This is a genomic window from Rothia koreensis, assembly GCF_004136575.1.
Classification (GTDB): Bacteria; Actinomycetota; Actinomycetes; order Actinomycetales; family Micrococcaceae; genus Rothia; species Rothia koreensis.
Map to the genome: position 1 here is coordinate 1 of NZ_NOIQ01000009.1, position 22,792 is coordinate 22,792.

23 protein-coding genes are annotated in these 22,792 nt (G+C 65.6%); 13 read left to right on the forward strand and 10 right to left on the reverse strand.

From position 1 onward, the window contains the following. Positions 1-36 precede the first annotated feature (36 nt). The 3 genes from EWU68_RS07800 (at position 37) to EWU68_RS07810 (ending at position 3,463) form a co-directional block, all read left to right on the forward strand. A complete protein-coding gene (locus EWU68_RS07800; RefSeq protein ID WP_129315571.1) occupies positions 37-1,845 on the forward strand; it encodes a BCCT family transporter in 1,809 nt (602 codons plus the stop codon). An 18-nt stretch (positions 1,846-1,863) separates the two neighbouring features. Continuing rightward, positions 1,864-2,451: a phosphatase PAP2 family protein gene (locus EWU68_RS07805; protein WP_129315572.1), complete on the forward strand. Its 588-nt coding sequence runs from the start codon at positions 1,864-1,866 to the stop codon at positions 2,449-2,451. 91 nt (positions 2,452-2,542) lie between these two features. Next, positions 2,543-3,463, forward strand: a complete 921-nt coding sequence (locus tag EWU68_RS07810) for an AEC family transporter (RefSeq protein WP_129315573.1) — start codon at positions 2,543-2,545, stop codon at positions 3,461-3,463. Positions 3,464-4,089: 626 nt separating this feature from the next. Here the strand turns inward: EWU68_RS07810 and crcB are convergent. From crcB to EWU68_RS07825, 3 genes are read right to left on the reverse strand one after another with little or no spacing between them, the layout of a single operon-like run. After that, complete coding sequence (gene crcB, locus EWU68_RS07815) at positions 4,090-4,470, reverse strand: fluoride efflux transporter CrcB (RefSeq protein WP_129315574.1); 381 nt, start codon at positions 4,468-4,470, stop codon at positions 4,090-4,092. Next, complete coding sequence (locus EWU68_RS07820; RefSeq protein WP_238692379.1) at positions 4,467-4,937, reverse strand: fluoride efflux transporter FluC; 471 nt, start codon at positions 4,935-4,937, stop codon at positions 4,467-4,469. The genes crcB and EWU68_RS07820 overlap by 4 nt, the downstream gene beginning before the upstream one ends. Continuing rightward, complete coding sequence (locus tag EWU68_RS07825) at positions 4,934-5,515, reverse strand: universal stress protein (RefSeq protein ID WP_129315575.1); 582 nt, start codon at positions 5,513-5,515, stop codon at positions 4,934-4,936. Before EWU68_RS07825 ends, EWU68_RS07820 begins: the two co-directional genes overlap by 4 nt. Before the next feature lie 466 nt (positions 5,516-5,981). Between EWU68_RS07825 and EWU68_RS07830 the strand changes: the two genes are divergently transcribed. Then, a complete protein-coding gene (locus EWU68_RS07830; protein WP_202976703.1) occupies positions 5,982-6,674 on the forward strand; it encodes a GntR family transcriptional regulator in 693 nt (230 codons plus the stop codon). A 53-nt stretch (positions 6,675-6,727) separates the two neighbouring features. Further along, positions 6,728-7,969, forward strand: a complete 1,242-nt coding sequence (locus tag EWU68_RS07835) for an MFS transporter (RefSeq protein ID WP_156265556.1) — start codon at positions 6,728-6,730, stop codon at positions 7,967-7,969. A 693-nt stretch (positions 7,970-8,662) separates the two neighbouring features. Here the strand turns inward: EWU68_RS07835 and EWU68_RS07840 are convergent. Both EWU68_RS07840 and EWU68_RS07845 read right to left on the reverse strand, forming a co-directional pair. Then, on the reverse strand, positions 8,663-9,613 hold the full coding sequence (locus EWU68_RS07840) for a phosphoglycerate dehydrogenase (protein WP_129315578.1): 951 nt from the start codon (positions 9,611-9,613) through the stop codon (positions 8,663-8,665). Positions 9,614-9,666: 53 nt separating this feature from the next. Then, positions 9,667-10,176, reverse strand: a complete 510-nt coding sequence (locus tag EWU68_RS07845; protein ID WP_129315579.1) for an SRPBCC family protein — start codon at positions 10,174-10,176, stop codon at positions 9,667-9,669. Positions 10,177-10,249: 73 nt separating this feature from the next. Between EWU68_RS07845 and EWU68_RS07850 the strand changes: the two genes are divergently transcribed. The 3 genes from EWU68_RS07850 (at position 10,250) to EWU68_RS07860 (ending at position 12,356) form a co-directional block, all read left to right on the forward strand. Next, positions 10,250-10,573 carry a putative quinol monooxygenase gene (locus EWU68_RS07850; protein ID WP_129315580.1) on the forward strand — a complete coding sequence of 108 codons (324 nt, stop codon included), beginning with the start codon at positions 10,250-10,252 and terminating at the stop codon, positions 10,571-10,573. Positions 10,574-10,665: 92 nt separating this feature from the next. Further along, on the forward strand, positions 10,666-11,394 hold the full coding sequence (locus EWU68_RS07855; RefSeq protein WP_165162126.1) for an NUDIX hydrolase: 729 nt from the start codon (positions 10,666-10,668) through the stop codon (positions 11,392-11,394). A gap of 116 nt (positions 11,395-11,510) precedes the next feature. After that, the gene (locus EWU68_RS07860) at positions 11,511-12,356 is read left to right on the forward strand and encodes an SDR family oxidoreductase (protein ID WP_129315581.1); all 846 of its coding nucleotides are present in this window, start codon (positions 11,511-11,513) and stop codon (positions 12,354-12,356) included. 150 nt (positions 12,357-12,506) lie between these two features. On the opposite strand, the gene EWU68_RS07865 is transcribed toward EWU68_RS07860, so the two are convergent. From EWU68_RS07865 to EWU68_RS07885, 5 genes are all read right to left on the reverse strand, one after another. Beyond that, positions 12,507-12,989, reverse strand: a complete 483-nt coding sequence (locus tag EWU68_RS07865; protein WP_129315582.1) for a pyridoxamine 5'-phosphate oxidase family protein — start codon at positions 12,987-12,989, stop codon at positions 12,507-12,509. Between the two features lie 139 nt (positions 12,990-13,128). Further along, positions 13,129-14,490: an aldehyde dehydrogenase family protein gene (locus tag EWU68_RS07870; RefSeq protein ID WP_129315583.1), complete on the reverse strand. Its 1,362-nt coding sequence runs from the start codon at positions 14,488-14,490 to the stop codon at positions 13,129-13,131. A 178-nt stretch (positions 14,491-14,668) separates the two neighbouring features. Next, the gene (locus EWU68_RS07875) at positions 14,669-15,301 is read right to left on the reverse strand and encodes a superoxide dismutase (protein ID WP_129315584.1); all 633 of its coding nucleotides are present in this window, start codon (positions 15,299-15,301) and stop codon (positions 14,669-14,671) included. Positions 15,302-15,570: 269 nt separating this feature from the next. Continuing rightward, positions 15,571-16,554 (reverse strand): aldo/keto reductase, encoded by a 984-nt coding sequence (locus EWU68_RS07880; RefSeq protein ID WP_129315585.1) that lies wholly within the window; start codon positions 16,552-16,554, stop codon positions 15,571-15,573. Positions 16,555-17,453: 899 nt separating this feature from the next. Then, complete coding sequence (locus EWU68_RS07885; RefSeq protein ID WP_129315586.1) at positions 17,454-17,894, reverse strand: hypothetical protein; 441 nt, start codon at positions 17,892-17,894, stop codon at positions 17,454-17,456. Between the two features lie 199 nt (positions 17,895-18,093). Between EWU68_RS07885 and EWU68_RS07890 the strand changes: the two genes are divergently transcribed. The 5 genes from EWU68_RS07890 to EWU68_RS07910 all read left to right on the forward strand — a co-directional run bounded on the left by EWU68_RS07890 (position 18,094) and on the right by EWU68_RS07910 (position 22,790). After that, positions 18,094-19,122: an NAD(P)-dependent alcohol dehydrogenase gene (locus EWU68_RS07890; protein ID WP_129315587.1), complete on the forward strand. Its 1,029-nt coding sequence runs from the start codon at positions 18,094-18,096 to the stop codon at positions 19,120-19,122. Between the two features lie 30 nt (positions 19,123-19,152). Then, the gene (locus EWU68_RS07895) at positions 19,153-19,740 is read left to right on the forward strand and encodes a hypothetical protein (RefSeq protein WP_193554041.1); all 588 of its coding nucleotides are present in this window, start codon (positions 19,153-19,155) and stop codon (positions 19,738-19,740) included. Then, positions 19,737-21,299, forward strand: a complete 1,563-nt coding sequence (locus EWU68_RS07900; protein ID WP_129315588.1) for a GMC family oxidoreductase — start codon at positions 19,737-19,739, stop codon at positions 21,297-21,299. The genes EWU68_RS07895 and EWU68_RS07900 overlap by 4 nt, the downstream gene beginning before the upstream one ends. A gap of 36 nt (positions 21,300-21,335) precedes the next feature. Then, positions 21,336-21,869 carry a YbhB/YbcL family Raf kinase inhibitor-like protein gene (locus tag EWU68_RS07905; protein WP_129315589.1) on the forward strand — a complete coding sequence of 178 codons (534 nt, stop codon included), beginning with the start codon at positions 21,336-21,338 and terminating at the stop codon, positions 21,867-21,869. A gap of 105 nt (positions 21,870-21,974) precedes the next feature. Continuing rightward, positions 21,975-22,790, forward strand: coding sequence for an IclR family transcriptional regulator (locus EWU68_RS07910; protein ID WP_156265544.1), 816 nt, complete (start codon positions 21,975-21,977; stop codon positions 22,788-22,790). The last annotated feature ends 2 nt before the right edge of the window (positions 22,791-22,792 follow it).

The window sequence follows — 22,792 nt, forward strand, 5'->3', positions numbered from 1 at the left end:
CCCCAGTCCGAGACTCACACAAAGAAGTGGGACACCATGACTATTGAACCGAAGACCTCGACACGTTCGGAACGAACGTGGCACGGAGGCGACGACCGAACGGCACCGCTCAGGGAAGAACCTGAGCTGCCCGGACGCGGCCTGGACGCGGAGCCGGGATCGGGCTCGGCGCAACAACGCGCCCACGAACTGAGGAACAGGCCGGGCGCCGTCTTCTGGGGGTCCATCGGCGTCGTCGTTGCCTTCATCGCCTGGTCCGCGCTGTCGCCGGATTCCATGAGTGGCTCGATGACCGCGGCGATGAACTGGATCGCCGGCAGCGTGGGATGGACCTACCTCCTGGTCACCCTCGGGTGCATTCTCCTCATGGTGTACCTGGCCTTCAGCCGTTTCGGACGAATCAGACTCGGCAAGGACCAGGACCGACCCGAATACAGCACCTGGTCGTGGCTGGCCATGATCCTGTCCGCCGTCATGGGCATCGGGCTCATCAGCTACGCCGTGGCCGAACCCATCATTCACTTCACGCAGCCCCCGCACGGCTTGTCCGAACCGGGCACCTATCAGGCAGCCGTCCGAGCCATGCAATTCTCGTATTTCGACTGGGGACCGCATGCCTGGGCCGTGTTCGGGATCTTCGGCCTGGCTATCGCCTATTCGACCCATCGACGCGGCAACACCGGATTGATCTCACCGATGCTGAGGCCCGTCCTCGGCAAGGCCATGGACGGTCCGCTGGGACACGTGGTGGACATCCTGGCGGTCATCGCTACCCTCTTCGGGACCACGGCTTCCCTGGGACTGGGCGCGTCCCAGATCTCCGAGGGCATGAATCGTGTGCTGGGGATCCCCAACGAGCTCTTCGTCCAAATCGTGATCATCATCGGAATCACGACCGTGTTCACCCTCTCGGCCCTGTCCGGCGTGAACCGCGGCATCAAGTACACCAGCCAGGTCACCTCGGTGTTGTCCATCCTCCTTGCCCTGTACGTGCTCGTGATCGGGCCGACCGGGTTCTTGGGCAACCTGTTCTTTCGCTCCATGGGCCAGTACCTCAACGACTTCTTCATGGTCAGCCTGACCACCCCGGTATCCGGCGACGACGTCCAGTGGTACCAGTCCTGGACCTACTTCATGATGGCCTGGTGGCTGAGCTGGGGTGCGTTCGTCGGCGTCTTCCTCGCGAAGATCTCCCGCGGCCGCACGATTCGTGAGTTCGTGGTCGGCGTCCTCGGCATTCCCAGCCTGGTGTTCTTCGTCTGGTTCACAATTTTCGGAGGCACAGCCATCAAACTCGACATGGAAGGTGCCGGATCGATCGGTCGAGCGGCAACCCAGGATCTCAATTCGGCCTTCTTCGAAACCTTGGACCAGCTGCCCCTCACAGGAATCACGTCGGTCATCGCGATCATCCTGGTGGTCTTGTTCTTCGTTTCGGGCGCGGACGCCAATACGTTCGTGTTGAGCATGCTGACATCCCGAGGAGCTCTCGAACCGAGTCGTGCCATCCTCACCACGTGGGGCGCGCTCACGGGCGTCAGCGCGATCTTCCTTTTCTTGGTCGGCGGCCTGGACGCCCTCCAACAGGCGGCCATGATCTCGGCGTTGCCCTTCGGCATCGTGATCGCCCTGCTCGGGGTCAGCCTGGTCAAGTCATTGCGCACGGACCAGGACTTCGACTTCACGCGAACCGTCACCCGCGACGAGGTGAAAACGGGGATGCTCCGCGTGCCCTCCCCCATCCTGTCCATGGACTTCGAGGATCCGCCGACCAGCTCCATCCCCCAGCAACGCGCGCCACGCGACCAGCGAATCGAGTCCCTGAATTCCCCTGACCAGGGGTGATCTGCCTAGAGTGGGTCCGTGCACAGCCTTCGACGAGCCGCCGCATTCACCGGCACAGAAATCTTCTCCCCGTTCATTCTCGCGACCGTTTTGCTCATCGGGGTGCCCGCGAGCACGGGTCCCGGTTGGGTGTGGCAGGCCGTGGTGGGCGTGGTGGCCGTCGTCGTGATCCCGTGGGGCCTGTCCCTCTACATGGCACACACCGGCCGGGTCAGCGATCGCTTCATCTACCACCGGAAACAGCGGTACGTCTTCTACGGCATATCCCTGATCTCGATCGCCGCAGGAACCGCGATCCTGCTGATCGCGCCCGCCGCCGCGGCCACGAAGAGCATCATCATCGTGATGCTGCTGGCCATTCTGATCATCGCTCTCGTCAATTTCCGTCTCAAGGCCAGCGCCCATGCCGGAATGAGCGCGATCTTCGGCATGGTGATTCCGGGCCTGTTCGGACCCTGGTGGGTCCTCCTGTCGTTGGTGGTCCACGCTTCGGTGTGCTGGTCGCGGTGGTACCTGAAGAAGCACACCGTCCCCGAGATCGCGGTCGGGACGCTGATCGGTGTGCTGCTCGGCGCGGGCCACCTGTGGTTCGCCTCCTCGCTCTGACCGGCTGTTTCTCATCATGAACGTCGTTTGCGCCTGCGGCGTCGTCGGGAGAAGCTGAAACCGCCACATCAGCACGAGCGGAAGGATGGGCATGCTCGGGGTACTCGAGGGCTTCGCCATCATCGGGATCGTCGTCGGTATCGGGTACGTGGTCGAGCGCATGGGCGTGCTCGGCAAGAACGCCGGCTGGACCCTCAATCGATTCGCGTTCTTCGTTGCCCTGCCGGCGCTGATGTTCACGACCCTGGCGACGTCGGACCTCCACGTCATCTTCTCCGCGCGGCTACCGGTCGCCGCGCTGAGCTTCGTGGCCATGGCAGCCCTGTACACGCTAATCGCCGGGGTTTTTCTCAAACGCGGGGTCGGCCGGGTGACGGTCGGGGCCGTCGGGGCGGCCCTGCTGAACTCGAACAACATGGGCCTACCAGTGGCCACCTATATTTTCGGTGACCCATCCCAGGTGGCCCCGATCCTGTTGTTCCAGCTGGTCCTGGCCACTCCCATCTGCCTGGCGATCTTCGACGTCGTCGCCAAAGGCAGGTTGTCCGCTCGGGACGTGATCAGCCAACCCTTCCGCAACCCGATCATCATCGCTTCGGTGCTCGGTGTTCTGGTCAATGCCCTGGGGGTTCCGATCCCGGAAGTCATCGACCAGCCCCTGACCCTGGTCGGTGGGGCAGGGATCCCCCTGATCCTGGTGGCCTTCGGCATGTCGCTGCGGGGAAACCGTCCGCTCGCGGTCGAGGGCCAAAAGGTCGAGACGCTCCTCTCGGTGGGCCTGAAAGTCGTGGCCATGCCTGTGGCGGCGTTCCTCCTGGGCAACTACGTCTTCGGACTGGCCCCGCACGACCTCTTCGCGGCCACGGCCCTGGCCGGCCTGCCGACGGCACAGAACCTCTTCAGCTTCTCCTCGCGCTACAACCAGAATGTCTCGCTGGCCAGGGACATCGTCCTCCTCTCGACGATCGCCGCGATACCGGCACTCTTCGTGATCGCAGCAATCATGGCCTAGGCGCTCTCGGTTTATTTGGGGGGTGGCTGGGTGGGTCGCTGGGGCTGGTTTTGGGTCTGACCAGGGCTGCCCCGGGTCGGGTCCGGCGACGCTGGGCGGGGGACTTGGGTGCGAGCGCGATTGGCACCGGGTCCACGCCGGCCGCGTTGGGTGGATTTGGGTCGGAGACGACTGGCACCGGGTCCACGCAGGCCGCGTTGGGTGGATTTGGGTCGGATGCGACTGGCCCCGGGTCCACGCCGGCCGCGTTGGGTGGCGGTTACCCGAATCGGGGCCATTTGCCTCCGAAAGGTGGCGGTTAGGACACCACCTAACGGAGGGAAACGGCTCTCAATCCGGTAACCACCACCGGACGGGGCCAGTCCGGGTGGCCGACGTCGTCGTGAACCCCCTCGAGGCGGCAATTTCGAGCGGTCCGGCGCCCGAGGTGGCAATCGCGTGCGTTCCGCGGCCCGAGGTGGCAGTCTTGAGCGTTTTCGGGCCCCAAATCCGCACAAAACTGCCACCTCGCAGGGAGAACCGCACGAGAATGCCACCTCGCAGGAAGAACCGCACGAGAATGCCACCTCGCGGGGGGAGGGAGGGGGCTGGCCCACAGACAGCCCCAGAGGCCGGCCCGGAACTCCCTAGCCGAGAAGCCTGCCCAACCCCAGCCCCGCCGCGGCCGCCGCGGTCGAGACCACGAGCAGTCCGAGGGCGTTGACCCACGCGGCGTTCCAGCGTCGCTCCTGCATGAGCCGGAACGTTTCCACGCTTGCGGTCGAGAACGTCGTATAGCCTCCCATGAACCCGACGCCCAGGACCGCCTGCAGTTCCGGCGCCACCAGGTGCGCGGCGAGCAGGCCAGTCAGCCCTCCGAGCAGGAACGAGCCGGAGATGTTGATGATGTTGGTCGCCCACGGCATCGAGTTGCCCAGGGCCTGCTTGATGACGCCGTCCAGAAGCATGCGCACCGCCGCGCCGGCGCCTCCCGCGAGCGCGACGCCGAGAAAGAGCCAATCGATCACGCGGCGGTCCTTTCGTCGTTGCGGACCGGCGTCGTCGTTCGAGCTGCCACCAGAATCCCAGCGCCGGAGGCGACGACTCCGACAACCACGGTCAGCAGGGCATAGCCGATCCCCGTCCAGATTCGACCGGAGCCGAGGAGTTCGACGACGTTCGTCGCGAGCGTGCTGTAGGTCGTGAATCCACCCAGGGCACCGGTTCCCACGAGCACGCGGACCGTCCGCCGGGTGCCGACGTCGTCCCCGCGACGTCCGAGGGCTTCCAGAAGGTAGCCGAGGCAGAACGCCCCCACCAGGTTGATCGCGAGGATCGCGCCCATGGCCTGACCAGAGCCGGGGAAGGCGAGGGTCAGCCCGTATCGGATCGCGGTACCGAGGGCACCGCCGAGAAATGCGAGACCGAGATAGGCCGGACGGAGGTACAGGGGGCCGGTGGTCGGGGTGGGCGATTGGTCGTGACGCCGCATCATACCGTCCCGGCCGTTCCGTGCGGCTTCTCGCCCTCGACGTCGCCCTCGCCGGCGTCGGCGTCGTCGCCGTCGGCGCTGCCGGCGTCGGCGGTATCCCCGTCGCCCTCAACATCGCGCCAGGGCACCACGACGACGGGGCGTTCCTGCACGTGGCTCAGATACGTGGCGACGGACCCATTGAGGAATTCGCGGAAGCCGCCCCGGAAGCCGGGCTCGTGCGCTCCGACCACGATCATCGAGGCGCCTTCCGACTCCGCGAGTCGGGCAAGTTCGGCCCCCGCGCCGCCCGCGAGTGAATGCTCGCTCCACTCGACCGGGGTTCCGCGCAGGACCTCTTCGATCCTCGAACGGACCCGGTCCGGGAAGGGCTGAACGGCCTCGTCGAATTCGTCCGGGTCCAGGCTCTCCGAGGCGATGGTTCCGTCGTCGTTGAGCCTGACGGTCCGGCGTCCGACGTCGACGAGACAGCACGCGAGGCGAGAGCCGGTCGAGTATGCCAACCAGCTGGCCGTCGAGAGAATGGGTTCGAGCTGCCGCGGGTCGATGCCGACGGCGATCACTCCGCCGTGTGAGCTCATCGCGCCTCACCACCCGGGTCACGGGTCAGTGCGCGGGTGCGCGGCGTACGGGGTTTCATGGGTCTCCTACCTTCCGACGCGGACGCACCGTTTCATGGCGCGCCACATGACACAGGCAGGGACTGTTGTCGTTGTCCGCCGGCTCCGGATGGAGTGTCCCGTGGGCAACGAGGTTGGGTTACGGCGAGCCCCACCGCCGCGACGGAGCGTGTCCGTCCACTGAGTTCAACGTATTCCGGGCGCCCCGAGAAGTCAACGCGCCGCGGCCCGCCATGGCGGACACCTTCCGTCACGGCGGACATTTCCCGCCGTGGCGGAGATCATCCGCCGTGGCGCAAACCGTCACGTCCGGAAGTCCTCCATTTCGGCCACCCTCCCTTGCGATCAGCAGTCGAGAGGCCTAATGTACAACTTGTATCTATGTTGCGTTCAACCCCAGGAACGCGAAGTCTCGAAGGAACGGACCGTGCCCCAGAAATCCGCCAGGCCTCGCCCCGACGCCGATTCCGCCCCCACCCAGGAACGTCACACCGCCCCCGCGGGCGACCTCGTGTACCAAGAGGTCAAGGCCCGCATCCTCGACCACAGGCTCGAAGGCGGCGCCCTGATCAGCGAGGGGGACATCGCCGCCGAACTCCAGGTCAGCCGGACGCCGGTTCGCGAGGGGTTCGTGCGGTTGCAGGCCGAGGGGTGGATGACGCTGTACCCCAAGCGCGGTGCCCTGATCCGGCAGGCCGGCCCCAATGAAGCGCGGGACGTGGTCGAGGCGCGGATCGTCGTCGAGTCCCACGCGGTCGAAGCCATCACGACGTCGGGCCACGGCCAGGAAGTCGCGGACGAGCTGCGCGAGCTGATCCGGACCCAGTCGGAGGCGCTCGACGCAGGCAACCATGACGACTTCGCCGAGATCGACGCCGACTTCCACCAGCACATCGTTCTGCGCGCGGGGAACGGGCTGTTCATCGACTTCTTCGACAACCTCAAGGACCGGCAACGCCGAATGTCGGCGCGCTCCGTCTGGAAATCCAGCGAAAAGGCCGAGACCGTTCTGGCCCACCACCGCGAGCTGGCCGACCTCATCGCCGCGGGCGACGTCGTCGGCTTCAAGCAACGGCTCGGCACCCACCTCAACGAGGTGCACCACCGTCTCCTCCCCTGAGACCGGTCGCCGAGACCCCAGTCACCACAATTCCCTCGAAAGGACTCCCCCTCTTGCTTCCTCAGAAGCGCCGCCTCCCCCTGTGGCTTCTCGTCGCCACGTCCCTCTTCGCCGTCGCATGGGGCGGCAACCAGTTCACTCCACTTCTCGTGATGTACCAGGACCTCGACGACCTGAGCACCGGCGCGGTCGACGTCCTCCTCGGCGCGTACGTGCTGGGCATCGTTCCGGCGCTTCTGGTCGGCGGGCCACTCTCGGACCGTTGGGGGAGAAGGCCCCTCATGATTCCCGGGCCCGTGTTCGCCCTGATCGCCTCGGTACTGTTGGCCGTCGGTGCGGCCTCGCCCACGGTCCTGTTCATCGGCCGGGTCTTCTCGGGCCTTGGCTTGGGGCTGGGCATGGTGGTCGGTGGCTCCTGGATCAAAGAGCTCTCCATGGCTCCCTATGATCCGTCCGCCGACGACGCCGCCGGGGCCCGACGTGCCTCGATGTCCTTGACCGCAGGGTTCGCCCTCGGTGCCGCGGTGGCCGCCGGGCTCGCACAGTTCGGCCCCTGGCAAGCGGCAACGCCTTATGTGGTGCACATGATCGTGGCCCTGGTCGGCCTCGCGGCCGCGCTGATGGCCCCCGAGACTCATAGTCGCCAGGCCGAGCCGGCCCGGTTGGTCGACGACCTCCGGATTCCCACGGCGAAACACCGCAGGTTCCTGTGGGTCGTGGTCCCCATGGCCCCCTGGGTCTTCGGGTGCGCGGGCAGCGCCTACGCGGTTCTGCCCGGTGTGGTGAGCGCCCGGACCCAGGGTCTGGACATCGGATTCTCCGGACTGTTGTGCCTCGTCGGACTGGGGTGCGGATTCATCTTGCAGCAACTCGGCAAGAGGTTCGACGACGTCCGGTCGGCGCGCGCCGTCGTCGTCGCCCTGGCCTGCACCGTCCCCGCCATGGTCTGCGCCGCATGGGCCTCGTACACCCTGAATCCGTGGCTCGCGGTCCTGGCCGCGGCCATGCTCGGCAGTTCGTACGGGCTGCTACTGGTCTCCGGGCTGCAGGAGGTTCAACGCATCGCCAGCCCCAAGGATCTGGCCGGCCTGACCGCCGTCTACTACTCCCTGACCTACTTGGGCTTCTTCATCCCCGCGGCCCTCGCGGTGCTGAACTCCTGGATGACGTACCAGGTCATGTTCGTCGGGGGCGGTGCCGTGGCCCTGCTCTGCCTCGCCCTGGTCGCGAGTTTCTACCGCAAACACCTTCCGAATGCCGGTCCAGCGAACGGCGCCGAGGCCGCGCGGGCCTGAGGTCCGGGCCTGTGGCCGGCGGGCGGGGCGGCGTCGGGCGTCGCGCGCGGGCGACGGCGTCGGGCGTCGCTGGGCCGGGCGCGTCGGCGTCGGGCGTTGGGCGCGGGCGCGTCGGCGTCGGACGTTGGGCAGGCGCGACGGCGTCGGACGCAGCTGGGATGGGCCGTTTGCGCGTCGGGGCTGGGTTGGGAGCGCGATTCTCGGCCTGGACGACGCGGGCTGAGTGGCGGTTACCCGATTGAGCGCCGTTTACCCCCGTTAGGTGTAGGCGGCACCGCCTCCTAAGAGGGGTAGCCGCCTCGCATTCCGGCAACCCCCACCCAACAGGCCAGAGCAAAGGCCACGAGAGAGCCATGCAGGGGCCCAGACCGCACAAGGGCCACGCGGGCTGAGTGGCGGTTACCCGATTGAGCGCCGTTAGCCCCCGTTAGGTGTGGGCGGCACCGCCTCCTAAGAGAGGTAGCCGCCTCGCATTCCGGCAACCCCCACCCAACAGGCCAGAACAGGGGCCACGCGGGGCGACGACGCCGCGCACACCCCGTCGAGGTGGCAATCCCGTGCGCCAAGCCCCGGGGGTCCACGGCGAGGTGGCACATTTGTGCGGATTTGCGCCCCAAAAACGCACGTGGCTGCCACCTCGCGACAGGATGAGGGAGGCACGCCAGCGGGAGCCCCGGCCCGCCCCCGCCCCGTCTAAGCGGAAAGCGCGTTGCGGTATTCGCCCTCGCCGCGCAGGGCACGCAGGTTGTGTTCGATCAGGTCCTCCGAGTCGACCGGTCGGCCGCCCGCCGAATGCGGGGTGATGATGAGGTTGGGCGCTTCCCACAAGGGGCTGTCCGAGCCCAGCGGTTCCTGGGAGGCGACGTCGATCGCCGCGCCCGCGATCTCGCGGTCGTTGAGGGCCTGGATGAGGGCGTCCTCGTCCACGGTCAAACCACGGCCCACGTTGACCACGTAGGCATGCTCGGGAAGGGTTCTCAGCACATCCGCGTCGAGGGCCTTCTCCGTGGCCCCCGCGCTGGGCAGGATCATGACCAGAACATCGGTCCTGGCCAGCAGCTCGTCCTTCTCCTCCGTCGCGACGACGTTGTATCCGTCCCGCACGCCAGTCGACCGGGCGATGCCGGAGACCTGCGCCCCGAGAGCCGAGTACAGGGGCGCAAGCGTCGACGCGATCGACCCGAATCCCCAGATCGTGACCTGAGCATCGAGCAGCGTGGCGACGCGCCCTTCCGGGTGCAGCTTCTGCGGGCCGCCCAGTTCCGAGGCCCACCGGTGCTCGCGGTGCGCCGTGCCGAGTTCGGGAAGCGAACGCACCAGCGCCAGCGTCAGCGCGAGAGCATGTTCGGCCACCGGCTTGTCATGCAGACCGATTCCGGAACACACCACGATGTCCTCCGAGAACCCCGCCTTCACGATCGGGTCAGGCCCCGCGAGCAATGCCTGGATGAGGCGCAGACCGGTCAGACGGCGGGCACTGTCGGCAAGTTGTTCGGCCGTATTCGCCCAGACCACCAGGACGTCGGCGTCCACGTGCTCCTCCGGGACGGGTGACTTGGGGTCGTAGACGACCGCGGTGTCGCCCTCGTGCAACGACAGTTTGCCCTGATCGATCTCGATCGAGGACGGCAACAGAATCTTCAATGGTTCCTCCTTGGTCCGGGCCTGGTCCCCACCTTACGAGGAGGCGCCGACTATTAACTCCTGTGGCTTAACCCACGTCCCCGCGGCACGGTTCGGTGCAGGCGAGCGAGCGACGTCGCAATACCCTTCCGATTGCGCGCGAAGGACCCGTTGAGACGGAAGATGCCGGCCAGTGGAAGCCCCAGGAGCCGGGCCGGTCTCGCATCGAAGGTTTCGCGGACCAGGACGCCGCCGCCCTCGGCCGGTTCGACCTCCCATGTCCAGGTGTGTCCCGTGGGCATCCGCCAGGCGAAGGCGCGCCCGGGCTCGGCGCGGGTCACGGTGAAGGAGATGCGGTACGGAATCCCGTACAGCCTCATGGACTGGGTGACTCGGTCCCCGACGTCGGCCCGCTCCGGCCCCGCGATCCGGCGCTGCACCGTACCCGATCCGTCCAAGCGAGAATGCCGACTCACGTCCGAGACCAGGTCGTACACGGACTGCGGGTCGGAGGCCTCGAGAACGGTCTCGGCCGAGATCACGTTCCGGGGCGCATCCAGGAATCGAACAGCAGGAATGTACATGAACCCCATTCTTCCAGCCGTTTCGTGTGTCACCATGGGGAGTACAAGCAATCCATCGTGTGGAGGTTTCCTGTTGATTTCGATCATCGTCAAGTTCCAGGTCAAGCCGGAGTCGGCCGATTCGTTTCCCGAGGTGACCCGCGAATTCACGAAGGCCACGCGCGCCGAACCGGGCAACAAGTGGTTCGAGTGGTCGCGAAGCATTGAGAACCCGAATGAGTACGTGCTCCTCGAAGCGTTCGACGACGACGCCGCCGCGGACCACGTCAACAGCGAGCACTTCGCCAACGGTCTGGAGAGTATGCGCCCGCACCTGGTCGAGACCCCGAAGATCCTGTCCCGGCAGGTCGAGGGAGAGGACTGGGATCGCATGGGCGAACTGCAGATCGACCAGTGAGCGACCCCCTGCCCCCGGCAGGCGCGGTCCACGAAGACTCAGGTCATGCCCACGACGCGGTGCAACTTGCCGTGTCGACGGTGATCCTTGCGATGAGGCGCGAAGAGAAGGACGAACCGCATTCGCTGTGGTTGCCCCTCGTCAGGCGCCTCAGGGACCCTTTCAAGGGGATGTTCGCCCTCCCAGGCGGACCGCTCTCTCCCGAGCTGTCCCTCGAGATGTCCGCCGCATCGACTCTCGAACGGGCAACGGGCCTTGTCCCCGGGTACCTCGAGCAGTTGTACGCGTTCGGTCGCGTCCACCGCCTCCCCGGCCCCGAGGACGAGTACGACGACGTCGCCCCACCCAGCGAGCGGGTGGTCTCGGTGGTCTACTGGGCGTCGATTCCGACGACCGACGTCGCGAACACCCGTGTCCACGAGAATATCCGGTGGATGCGGGCCGATGACCTGCCGCGCCTGGCCTTCGACCACAACGAGATCGTCGACTATGCCCTGTACCGCCTGAAGAACAAGGTCGAGTACTCACGCATCGCGCATTCCTTCCTCGGGGAGGAATTCACCCTGGCCGAGCTGCGCGAGGTCTACGAAGCGATCCTTCAGCGGCCGCTGGATCCTGCGAATTTCCGTCGCCAGATCGCGGCGTCGAAATCCATCATCGACACCGGCAAACGCGTGGAAGGAACCCGGCACCGGCCCCCGCGCCTGTTCCGCTACGACCACACGCAGGCTTTCGCGGACCAGGGTCCCCTGGGCATGTACCGCGCGGCCGCGCACGACGCAGCCATGCGTCGCGACGAGAACCGGAATGAGAATCCGTAAGAAACCAATTTTCACTCTGCGATAAGGCGTATTCCGTGCCGAAGACTCGCCCTGATTGACTGCGGAATGTGATCCAGATCATGGGTCGCATTATCGATATTCAATGAGGAGTAGTCATGAGCACTCAGGACACCGCGCCAGTGGATCTCTCAACCGTCGAAGCCGCCCGCAAGAAAGCGCCCGAGGGACAACGCGTCGCCGTGGTCACGGGATCCGCGCGAGGAATCGGCGAAGGGATCGCGCAGAGGTTGGGCCGAGACGGCCTGCACGTCATCGTGGCCGACCTGCCCTCCATGCAGGAGGGCATCGACTCAACGGTGGAGGCGATCACGTCGGCAGGCGGCACCGCGACGGGAACGACCGTCGACGTCTCGGACGAAGACTCGGTCGCGGCCCTCGTGTCCACGGCCGTCAAGGCGGGAGGGCACTTGGACGTCTTCGTCGCGAACGCCGGGATCGCCCAGGTTCAGGAACTGCTCGACTACGATTCGAAAGACTTCCAGAAGATCGTCGACGTCAACATCAAGGGTGTCTTCAATTCATATCGCCTGGCCGCTCGCCAGATGGTCGACCAGGGGCACGGGGGCAAGATCATCGGTGCGGCCTCGATTGTCGCCTTCCGACCCTTCGCGTTCCTCGGACCGTATTCGCTGACCAAGTGGGCGGTTCGCGGGCTCACCCAGGCCGCGGCGATGGAATGGGCCGAATACGGGATCACGGTCAATGCGTACGGGCCCGGCATCGTCGGCACGAACATGTGGGACCTGATCGACGAGAAGCTCGCGGCCAAGCACGGTCAGCAACGGGGCGAGGCCCTGGCCGAGAACGCGCAATCGATCCAGTTGGGCCGCGTGTCCGTCCCGGACGACATCGCGCGCCTCGTCTCGTACTTGGCCGGAGAGGACTCCGACTACGTCACCGGGCAGACGATGCTCGTGGACGGGGGCATCCAGTTCAGCTGAGAGAAGGAGCCCCCAGCGGCACGTTCTGAGAATCGCGGAGAACGGCCCCGACCGACCGGCGTCGATCGGGGCCGTTCTCGCGGGGTGGGAAGACCGGGCCGCGCCCAGTCATTCCTCCCAGGAGTTCACCTCGGTCCGGAAACCAACGGTTCAGAGGTTCACGGTGTCACTCGAGCCCGAGGGTCGGTCGCCCGTGAACTTCGAGGTGACGATCTGGGCCAGGGAAACGACCTTGCCGCCGGGCTGCCCCCAGAACTGGGCGGACTCCCCGACGAAACGCATCAGACCCAGATTCGGGTCCTCCTTGCCGCCCTCGAACCAGGCGGCGACGCCGTCGTTCCACAGTTCGTCGATCTTCTCCCGGTTCGCGTTCTCGAACTCGACGTGACCCGAGACCGACAACCAGGACCCGACCTCGGCAAAGGCCAGGTTCACCTCGGAGGTCTCCATCAGGTCCTCCGCGAGTTCGCCGTGGAGACCGATGAAGAACCAGGCCTCGGCGTCCTCCGTGACCTTCTGCGGGGTCATGGGGTGCGAGTGAAGCCTTCCGTCGTTCTTGGAGACGGACGTCAGCATGACGAAACGCTCGCTGCGCATGATCTCGACGATCTTTTCCTGTGTCAGGTCAGACATTGCGGTTCCTTTCCATCGTGAAATGCGGCGCGTTGGCTCTGGAACCCATCTTTCTCCTCGCCGGTCCGACTGGCCAGAGGCGCGGTCGGCTTATGCTCACGGAGGAACGCGGCCCGACGTCGTCGGGATGGCCCGGGGCCTAGCGACGAAACAGCCGCTGGTTCGCGAACTCGGTGATACCCAGCCTTCCGAGCTCCCGACCGTTGCCCGATCTCTTGACCCCGCCGAAGGGCAGCTCCGCCGCGGTGCCTCCAGGCATGTTGATCGACACCATCCCGACCTCGAGGCCTTCGCCCACGGCTTCGGCCCTCTCCGGGTCCCCACCGAACACGGCGCCACCCAGTCCGTAGGGCGAGTCGTTGGCCACCTCGATGGCTTCTTCGTCGCTGTTGACCGAGTGCACGACGACGACCGGCCCGAACAGCTCCTCGTGGTACGCGTCCGACGAGGGGGCGACGTCGGTCAGGAGCGTCGGCGCATAGTAGTTCCCGGGCCGGTCCAAGCGCTTTCCGCCCGTGACCAGGGTGGCGCCCTGGGCGACGGCGCGGTCCACGTGTTCGGAGATGGCCTCGACCGCGCTCGCGGAGGACAAGGGGGCGAGCGTCGTCGCCGGGTCCTGCGGGTCGCCCGGCTCGTAGTCGGTCTCCAGGATCCTCTTCGCCGCGGCGACGAAGGGGGCATAGGCCTCCTCCATCACGATGAACCGCTTCGGGGAGTTGCAGGCCTGCCCCATGTTCTCCATGCGCGTCCGAACGGCCAGGTCGGCGATGTCTTCGATGTTCTCCTCGTCGAGCACGATCAGCGGATCGGAGCCGCCGAGCTCGAGCACGACCTTCTTGAGCTGTTCCCCGGCAATCGAGGCGACCGACGCGCCGGCGGCTTCGCTTCCCGTCAGGGAGACCCCGGAGATCCTGGGGTCGCGCACGACGCCGCCGATATGCCCCGCATCGATGAGCAGGATCTGGACGACGTCCGATCCCAGGCCCGCTTCCGCCAGAACGTCGGCCAGGGCGTAGGCGGATTCCGGGGTCGAGGACGCCGGTTTGATGAGCAAGGTATTGCCGAGAACAAGGTTGGGGGCGATCAACCGAGCCAATTGGTACATCGGATAGTTCCAGGGCATGACGCCCAGAATGACGCCGGTGGGCCGGTACTGCACGACGTCGTCCTGATCGGAATCCTCGATCGGCTGCTCCTGGAGCATGTCCGGCCCCTTGGAACCGTAGTACTCGAAGATCTGCGCGACGATCTCAACCTCGTTGACCGCGTCCGAGTTCCGTTTCCCCATCTCCCGGGTGATGACGCCGGCAAGCTCAGCGGACTTGTCCCGCAAGAGCTCCGCGGCCTTGAGCAAGGCACCCGCCCTCTCGGACGGCGTCGACTGCCGATCAGCCTTGTAGCCGTTGTGGAGGGTCTCGAGGGCGAACTCGATCTCGTCGTCCGTGGCGCTCTGGTATTCGCGCACGGTCTCGCCAGTAGCGGGGTTGGTCACGGCGTACATACAGCTCCTCGACGTTGCGGCGGGTGTGCTCACGACTCTTCCCGGATTCCGAAGGACTTTCCAGATCCTCCCATCATGAGAGATGACCCGCGAGTCACCGTAGAACGACGGAGCACGTCAGAACGGCAAAAGGCCCCGCACCACGAGGGTGCGGGGCCCGGGCCAGGGTCGGTGTTCCTTAGTTGGGAACGATGAGGCCCTTGGTCTGCGTACGAGCACGGTCGAAACGCTCCTGGGCGTCCGCCCAGTTGGCGATGTTCCAGAATGCCTTGACGTAATCGGGCTTGACGTTCTGGTAATCGAGGTAGAAGGCGTGCTCCCACATGTCGAGCTGCAGGATCGGGGTCTGGCCCAGCGGGACATTGCCGGCCTGCTGATCGTAGAGCTGGAAGAGGTTGAGACGCTCACCGATCGAGTCCCAGGCCAGCACGGCCCAGCCGGATCCCTGGATGCCCGTGGCAGTCGCAGTGAACTGCGCCTGGAAGGCATCGAAGGAACCGAAGAAGTCGTCGATCGCGGCGGCGAGCTCACCGGTGGGCTTGTCGCCTCCGTCCGGAGACAGGTTGTTCCAGAAGATCGAGTGGTTGGTGTGCCCGCCCAGGTTGAAGGCGAGATCCTTCTCGAGCTGGTTCACGTAGGCGAGGTCGTTGCTCGAACGTGCCGCTTCCAGCTTCTCCAGGGCGGTGTTCGCACCCTTGACGTAGGTCGCGTGGTGCTTGTCGTGGTGCAACTCCATAATGCGAGCCGAGATGTTGGGCTCGAGAGCTGCGTAGTCATACGGAAGATCCGGAAGTACGTACTGGTCAGCCATAACCAATCCTTTCAGTGATCCAGCTAATAGATCCACTCCCGACTTTAACACCAGGGCGCGGCCGCCTCACAGGGAAACGTCATATCTTCCGCCGCCAGCGAAGATCGGCTGAACACGGCGACGTCGGGCGCAACCCTTTCCGCGCAGGCGACCGGCCCCCGGGGCAGACGCGGTCGACCGACCCCGGGGCAGACCGTGGCACTCCCCCGGGCGGCGGCTCGCTGGCTGCGGCGCGGGAGGCAACCGCTCGCTGCCCCCCCCCTCCCCGGTCAGCGTCGGCGCTCCGTCTTCGACGCCTTCGACGTCACCCGTTCCCGCGCCCGACTCAGGACACCGCGGGCACCCGTGGTGGGTCGAAGTGCATCGAGGCGCGCCATGGTCGGTTCGTCGAGGCGGATGCGGCCGGCGTCGACGTTCTGCTCCAGGTGTTCGAGCGACGCGGTTCCCGGGATCAACAGGGTGTGGTCGGAATGGTGCAACAACCACGCGAGCCCGACCTGGGCGGGAGCCACGTCCAGTTCCCGGGCGATCTCCTGGACCTCGGGTTCGCGCCACACCTTCGCGGACCCGGGAAATGCGCCGCCGAGAGGGAAGTACGGCACCCACGCCATGTTCTTGGAACGGGACAGGGCAAGGGCCGCCTCGTGGGTGCGAGACGTCAACGAATACGCATTCTGCACGCAGACGGGACGCACCGGAAGCGAGCGTCGGAGTTGGTCATCGTTCACGTTGCTGACACCGATCTGGCCGATCAGCCCTTCGTCGCGCATCGCGACCATCTCGGCCAGCTGGTCCTCGAGGTTGACCCTCGGGAGGCCCGGCAACGGCGTATTTTCCGGTCCGACGCGTCTGAGGTTGACGACGTCGAGCCGTTCGACCCCGAGACTATCGAGATTGTCCTGGACCGCACGTCGGAGCTCTTCGGGCCTTTGCGCTGGAACCAGGGGCATGGGGCCACGCTCCGGCGGCCGCGCCCCGACCTTCGTGACGATCACGACGCCGTCCCGACCCGCGACCTCTTCCGCGAGCGCCCGGTTCGCGACCCCATTCCCGTAGAAGTAGGCGGTGTCGAAGTGATTGATGCCGAGGTCGAGGGCCCGCCGGAGCACGGTTCGCGCCGCCGTCGGGTCCTTGAGGCGAGGTAGTTGCATCGCGCCGTAACCGACGCGGGCGACGTCGTGGGGACCCAAGGCAGCCTTGCCTCCCGGGGCCGAGTCGTTGTGGTAGGCATCTGTGGGCGAACTGTTGGTCATGAGACGACCTTCCGACATGCGACGAGGAAATGCTTCCGAGGTGTTCCCGCGTGGCCGCAACCACCGAACGGGAGACGGTCCGCGCGGTTCTTGAGTTTCGCGCTGTTGGTGGATCATGATGCCATTTCCTGGCCCGAAGTGGCAGTTTCGTGCGGCCCCCTTGGCGCGAGGTGGCAATTTCGAGCGACCCCTGGCGCGAGGTGGCAATTTCGAGCGGCCCCCTGGCGCGAAGTGGCAATTTCGAGCGGTTTTTGGGCTTAAAACCGCACAAAAGCGCCACCTCGAGCTGGGGCAAGGACCGAATTCGCACAGGATTGCCACCTCGGGACGGTTGCCGACGCCGTCGCTCCCCCGCCCGGCACCGTTTGGTGGTGGTTACCCGATTGGGAGGCGTTTGCCACCCACCTCAGTCCGCACACGCGGGATCCTTGGGAGCCGTTGGGTGGCGGTTACCCAATTGCGGGGCCCTTGCCGCCCATCTGACGCCTCACACGCAGGGGTTTTAGGGCCCGTTGGGTGGTGGTTACCCAATTGCGGGGCCCTTGCCGCCCTTTTGACGCCTCACACGCAGGGGCTTTTGGGCCCGTTGGGTGGCGGTAGCCCAATGGCGGGGCCCTTACCGTCCATCTGACGCCTCACACGCAGGGGCTTTGGGGCCCGTTGGGTGGCGGTTACCCGATTGAGAGGCGTTTGCCCCTGCTAGGTGGGGGTTGAACCGCCACCTAGCAGGGGCAAACGCCTCCGAAGCCGGCAACCGCCACGCAACTCCAGCGGTCGCACCCGGCGACTCCGGCACGCCCCCACCCAGTGGCCCAAACCTGCCGGACCAAAGACCTCGAGTGCACGAAATTGCCACCTCACGGGCGGAAAAGAGGGGAAGGCAAATGTCGACGACGCCCCTAGCGCCCCTTCATCAAGTAGAGCGCTGAGTTGAGGTAGAGCGCGCAGAGACCCAGAACTGGCAATGCGGCGATCAACTCCCCTGAGGACACTTCCGTTGTCATCATCTTCAGGAGGATCCAGAAGGCCGGAACGCCGCCCAACATCAAGCTCGCGGTCGGGCGTGCAGTCATCCTCCACCAGGACCGTGGGGCGTCCGACTCGTCCGCACCCCTAAATACCCTGGTCAGGCCGTAAATTAGCGGAGCAAAAACGAACCAGAAGATCATCTGGTTATCCACGTCCGCCAAGAGTTCCGCTCCGCCCGCCGCCAGGGACGCCACCACGCATGACGCGAGAACCGCAGCGAGCTTCCCAACGAACGTGCGAACTCGCCATACCCACGGATCGCGGACGGGGAAGTCAGAGGCATCAACGGAAGCTGAGTTTTCGTGATTCATCGTTCTCCCGGAGTGGTTCTGTTCACCGGTCGCACTCCATGCAACCACACCCCACACGCCCGAACCCGCCCACAGACCCAGCCCACCCACGCAACTCGCACCTATTCTCACTCCGCGATAACCGGACTTCTCAGGATGCGAGTGGCCTAGTGAGACTGTGTTGCAGCACACATTTAGCTACACTCGAAGAGGAGTCACCGTGAAAGCTATCCGTCTCCACCAATACGGGAAGGACCCTGTGCTCGAAGAGGTCGACGAACCGAAGATCACCGACCCATGGGGCGTGATCGTCGATGTCGAGGCCGCGGGCCTGTGCCGCACCGATCTGCACATCGTCGAGGGCCAGTGGGAGCCGATCCAGCACCCGAGCCTCCCCTACATTCTCGGCCACGAGAACGCGGGGCGGGTCCGCGAGGTGGGAAGCGCCGTGAACAACGTCAGTCCGGGCGACACGGTCATCATGCATCCCCTGACCAGCTGTGGGTTGTGCCCACCCTGCCGCCTCGGCCAGGACTCACATTGCGAGAATTCGACTTTTCCCGGCGTCAGCGTGGACGGCGGGATGGCCGACCAGTTGCTCACCAACGCCAGAGCAGTCGTGAAACTCGACGACGGCTTGGACCCCAAGGACGTGGCGGCACTGGCCGACGCCGGGTTGACGGCGTATCACGCGGTGAGGAAAGCCGCCGACGAGTTGTTCCCGGGCAGCCACGCCGTCGTGATCGGCGCGGGCGGGCTCGGCCACATCGGCATCCAGACCCTGGCGGCCATCACGAGCGCGGAAATCACCGTGGTGGACCGGAGCGAAGAAGCCCTCGAGCTGGCACAACAGCTCGGCGCCCACCACACGGTGCGCGCGGGCGACGACGACGCCGTCGCGTCCCAAGTCCTCGACATCACCGGCGGCGGAGCCCAGATCGTCTTCGACTTCGTCGGTGAGCAGGGCGTCGAACTCTTGGCGCCGCGACTCCTGCGCAATCGCGGTTCGCACTACGTCGTCGGCTACGGCGGCGAATCAAGACTCCCGACGATCGAGATCATCAGCCGGGAAATCAATGTGATCGGCAACCTGGTGGGCACCTACAACGACCTGGTCGAACTCATGACGCTCACCGCCCAGGGGAGGGTCAAGCTGCACACCTCCATCTACCCCCTCGACGCCGCCCTGGATGCCTTTCACGACCTCGACGCCGGCCGACTGGTCGGTCGAGGAATCCTCGTGCCCTGACCGGAACAAACGATCGATAGGAGCTGAACGATGACGTTCCCAGCAAAATACCCACAATTGAACGAGATGGAGCTGACGGATGACGCACACGACGTGCTCATCAGGCTGCTCCGCGTGGCCTTCCCGCATCCGGACTTCCCGGACGGCCCGTACGAACGAACGGCCACCAGGATCCTCAACGAGGCCCGGGAATCGACCTGGTTCCGCGTGGCACTGACCCAGGGAATTCTCACGCTGGGCCAACTGGCCGGCGGCGATTTCAGGAATCTCGACGACGACGCCGCGACGAGCGTCCTGCGCCGCATCGAGGCCACGGCGTTCTTCGGGTTCATCCGCCGCACGACGGTGCTCAACCTCTACGACGACCCCGAGGTCTGGGAAGTCCTCGGCTACGAGGGGCCGAGCTTCGACAAGGGCGGCTACATCAACCGCGGTTTCAACGACCTCGATTGGCTCCCCGAGCCCCGGATCGAACTCTACGACGGTGAGCCACTGCCGGACATTGCCCCGAACGCAGTGCTCGCATCCACCGGAAAATCGCCGACCGGCGGCCAGCAGACCGACACCAGCAACCAGCCTGGATCCCAGGAAACCGTGATGAGAAAGGTTTCGAAGTGAAAATCGATCAGAATGAAGAAGCCGTTGTCATTGTGGGTTCGGGAGCGGGCGGAGGCACCCTCGCCTACGAACTGACCAAGAAGGGCATCCCCGTGGTCGTGCTCGAGGCGGGCCCGTACCTGCGCAACGAGGACTACGTGAACAACGAGTGGGAAGCCTTCAACCAGATGGCGTGGCTCGATCCGCGCACGACCAGTGGTTCGTGGCGCATCACCACCGACTTCCCGAACCTTCCGACATGGATCGTGAAGGCGGTGGGCGGCACCACGACGCACTGGTCGGGTGCGACGCCGCGCTTCAAGGAACACGAGTTCAAGGCCCGCAGCACGTACGGCCGCGTGGAGGGGGCCAACCTTCTCGATTGGCCGATCACGAAGGAAGACCTGGACCCGTACTACGAGCGGGCCGAAATCGCGATGGGATCGACCCACACCCACGGGCGCAAACCGTTGCCGGCCAACAACAACTACAAGGTCTTCGCGAACGGGGCCGAGCGCATCGGCTACAAGCATTACGCGACCGGCCCCTACGCGACCAACGCCGAGGAATACGACGGCCGCCCCGCATCCATCCAGGACGGCTTCAACTTCCAGGGCGACAAGAACAAGTCCAAGTGGTCGACCCTGGTCCGCGAGATCCCGCGGGCCGAGGACACCGGGCTGTTGGACCTGCGCTCGGACTGTCAGGTCGTGCAGATCACCCACGACGCTTCCGGTCGAGCGGATTCCGTGCTCTATCTCGACGACGAAGGAAACCTTCACCGTCAGGCCGCGAAGCTCGTGGCGGTCGCGGGCAACTCGATCGAGACCCCGCGCCTGCTCCTCATGTCGGCAACCGCCATGTTCCCTGATGGGCTCGCGAATTCGTCGGGGCAGGTCGGCCGCAACTACATGCGGCACACCACGGGCTCCGTGTTCTCACGGTTCGACAAGCCGGTGCGCATGTACAGGGGCGAGACGATGGCGGGCGTGATCGCCGACGAATCCATCCACAACCCGGACCGCGGTTTCGTGGGAGGCTACTATCTCGAAACGATCTCGCTCGGCCCCGCGTTCCTGGCCAGCTTCGCGGATCCGGGAGCCTGGGGCGCCGACTTCGCCGAGATCATGAACGCCTACCTGAATACGGCGGGCCTGTGGGTCATCGGCGAAGACATGCCGCAGGAATCGAATCGGATCACCTTGAATTCGGCCGTCACGGACAAGAACGGTCTGCCGGTCCCGAACGTCAATTTCGACGATCACGCGAACGACGTCGCCATGCGCGACCACGGGTACCAGCAGGCCGAGAAGCTCTACAACTCGGTCGGTGCCGTCGGTTCCCACCGTGCTCCCCCGTACCCGTCGACGCACAACCTCGGGACCTCCCGCATGAGCGCTCGGCCCGAGGACGGCGTCGTCGACCAGTGGGGGCGCACTCACGACATCCCCAACCTGTTCGTCAGTGACGGGTCGGTCTTCACCACGGGGGCCGCGGCGAATCCGACCCTCACGATCGTCGCTCTGGCGATCAGGCAGGCCGAGTACATCGCCGATCAACTGAAGACCGGCGGCATCTGAAAACCTCACCACTTCACCCAGATATTAGGAGAAACTATGCCCACTTCATCCCCGTACGACCAGATCGCGGAAGTCCCCGCCTTCGAGGTCACCAGCACTGACGTCACCGACGGTGGAACGCTGCCCACACCCCAGGTCAGCGGCATCTTCGGCGCAGGCGGCGAAGACGTCAGCCCTCAACTGTCCTGGAGCGGATTCCCCTCCGAGACAAAGAGTTTCGCCATCACCGTATACGACCCCACGGCACCGACCGGAAGCGGTTTCTGGCACTGGGCCGTCACGGATGTTCCCGCGTCGACGACGTCGGTCCCGAGCGGAGCCGGCGGCGAGGACGGCGAGGGCCTGCCCGAAGGAGCCATCCAGTTGCGGAATGATGCGAGCCTCTCCCGCTACCTCGGGGCGGCTCCTCCCGCGGGTCACGGCGTCCACACGTACTACATCGCGATCCACGCGCTCGACGTCGAAACCCTCGACATCGGGGCGGATGCCACACCGGCATTCCTCGGATTCAACATGTCGGGGCACACGATCGCCCGGGCAGTGATCACCGGTACGTTCGAAGCCGAGTAGGCCCCTGGGCCCGGCCGTCCGCCCCACCGGCCCGTGGGGCGGACGGCCGGGCCACCAACCCCATGTTTTGTCCGGAGTGACCGCTATGTACGGAGGCGAGTGAACGTGACCGTCGAGAAAAAGACCGCCAAGAAGTCGTCTGCGCCTCGTGATTCGAGCGTTCAGACCATTGAGCGAACCCTCGCCATCCTCGAGTTCGTCTCCGAACGCGGCGGGGCCACGGCACGAGAAGTCTCCGAAACGCTCCAGTACCCCCTGCCGACTGTTTACCGTCTGATGCAAGCGCTCGTGCAGGCGGACTATCTCACGCACCTGCAAACGGAGCATCGCTTCGAATTGGGGTTCAAACTCGACCAGCTCGGGGCCTCCCTGCACCGCCAGGTCGGGGTCCCGGCCATGGTCCGCTCGGAAATCCAGATCCTGCACGACTATGCCAAGGCCGCGGCGTACTTCGCGATCTACCGAGGGACCGGCGTGGTACTCGCCTACGTCGTGGACAGCCCCCGGTATCCCCGACTCCAGCCGCTGCGCTTCGGTTTCCACGAAGCCGCCCACGCGACCGCTTTCGGAAAGATCATGCTGTCCGGCATGTCGAAGGCCCAGCTCGACCAGTACCTCGAGGCCCACGGCACCTCGGACCTGACCCCGTCGACCATCACCGACCGCGCCAAGCTGGAGGAACACCTCGCGGAAGTCGGGAACAGGGGCATCGCCTGGGAGAAGGAAGAATTCATCCCCGGCATGACCTGCGCCGCCATCGGCGTTCGCAACGACGCCGGAATGGTCGTGGGCTCCGTCGCGATCAGCACGCCCTCCCAGGACACGGGCCCCGTCCGGGACAGGGAGCTCGAACGTCGTCTCCGGGACACCGCGAATCGCATCAGCCGCTACTACCGGACCACTCAGGCCCCCATCGCGTGATC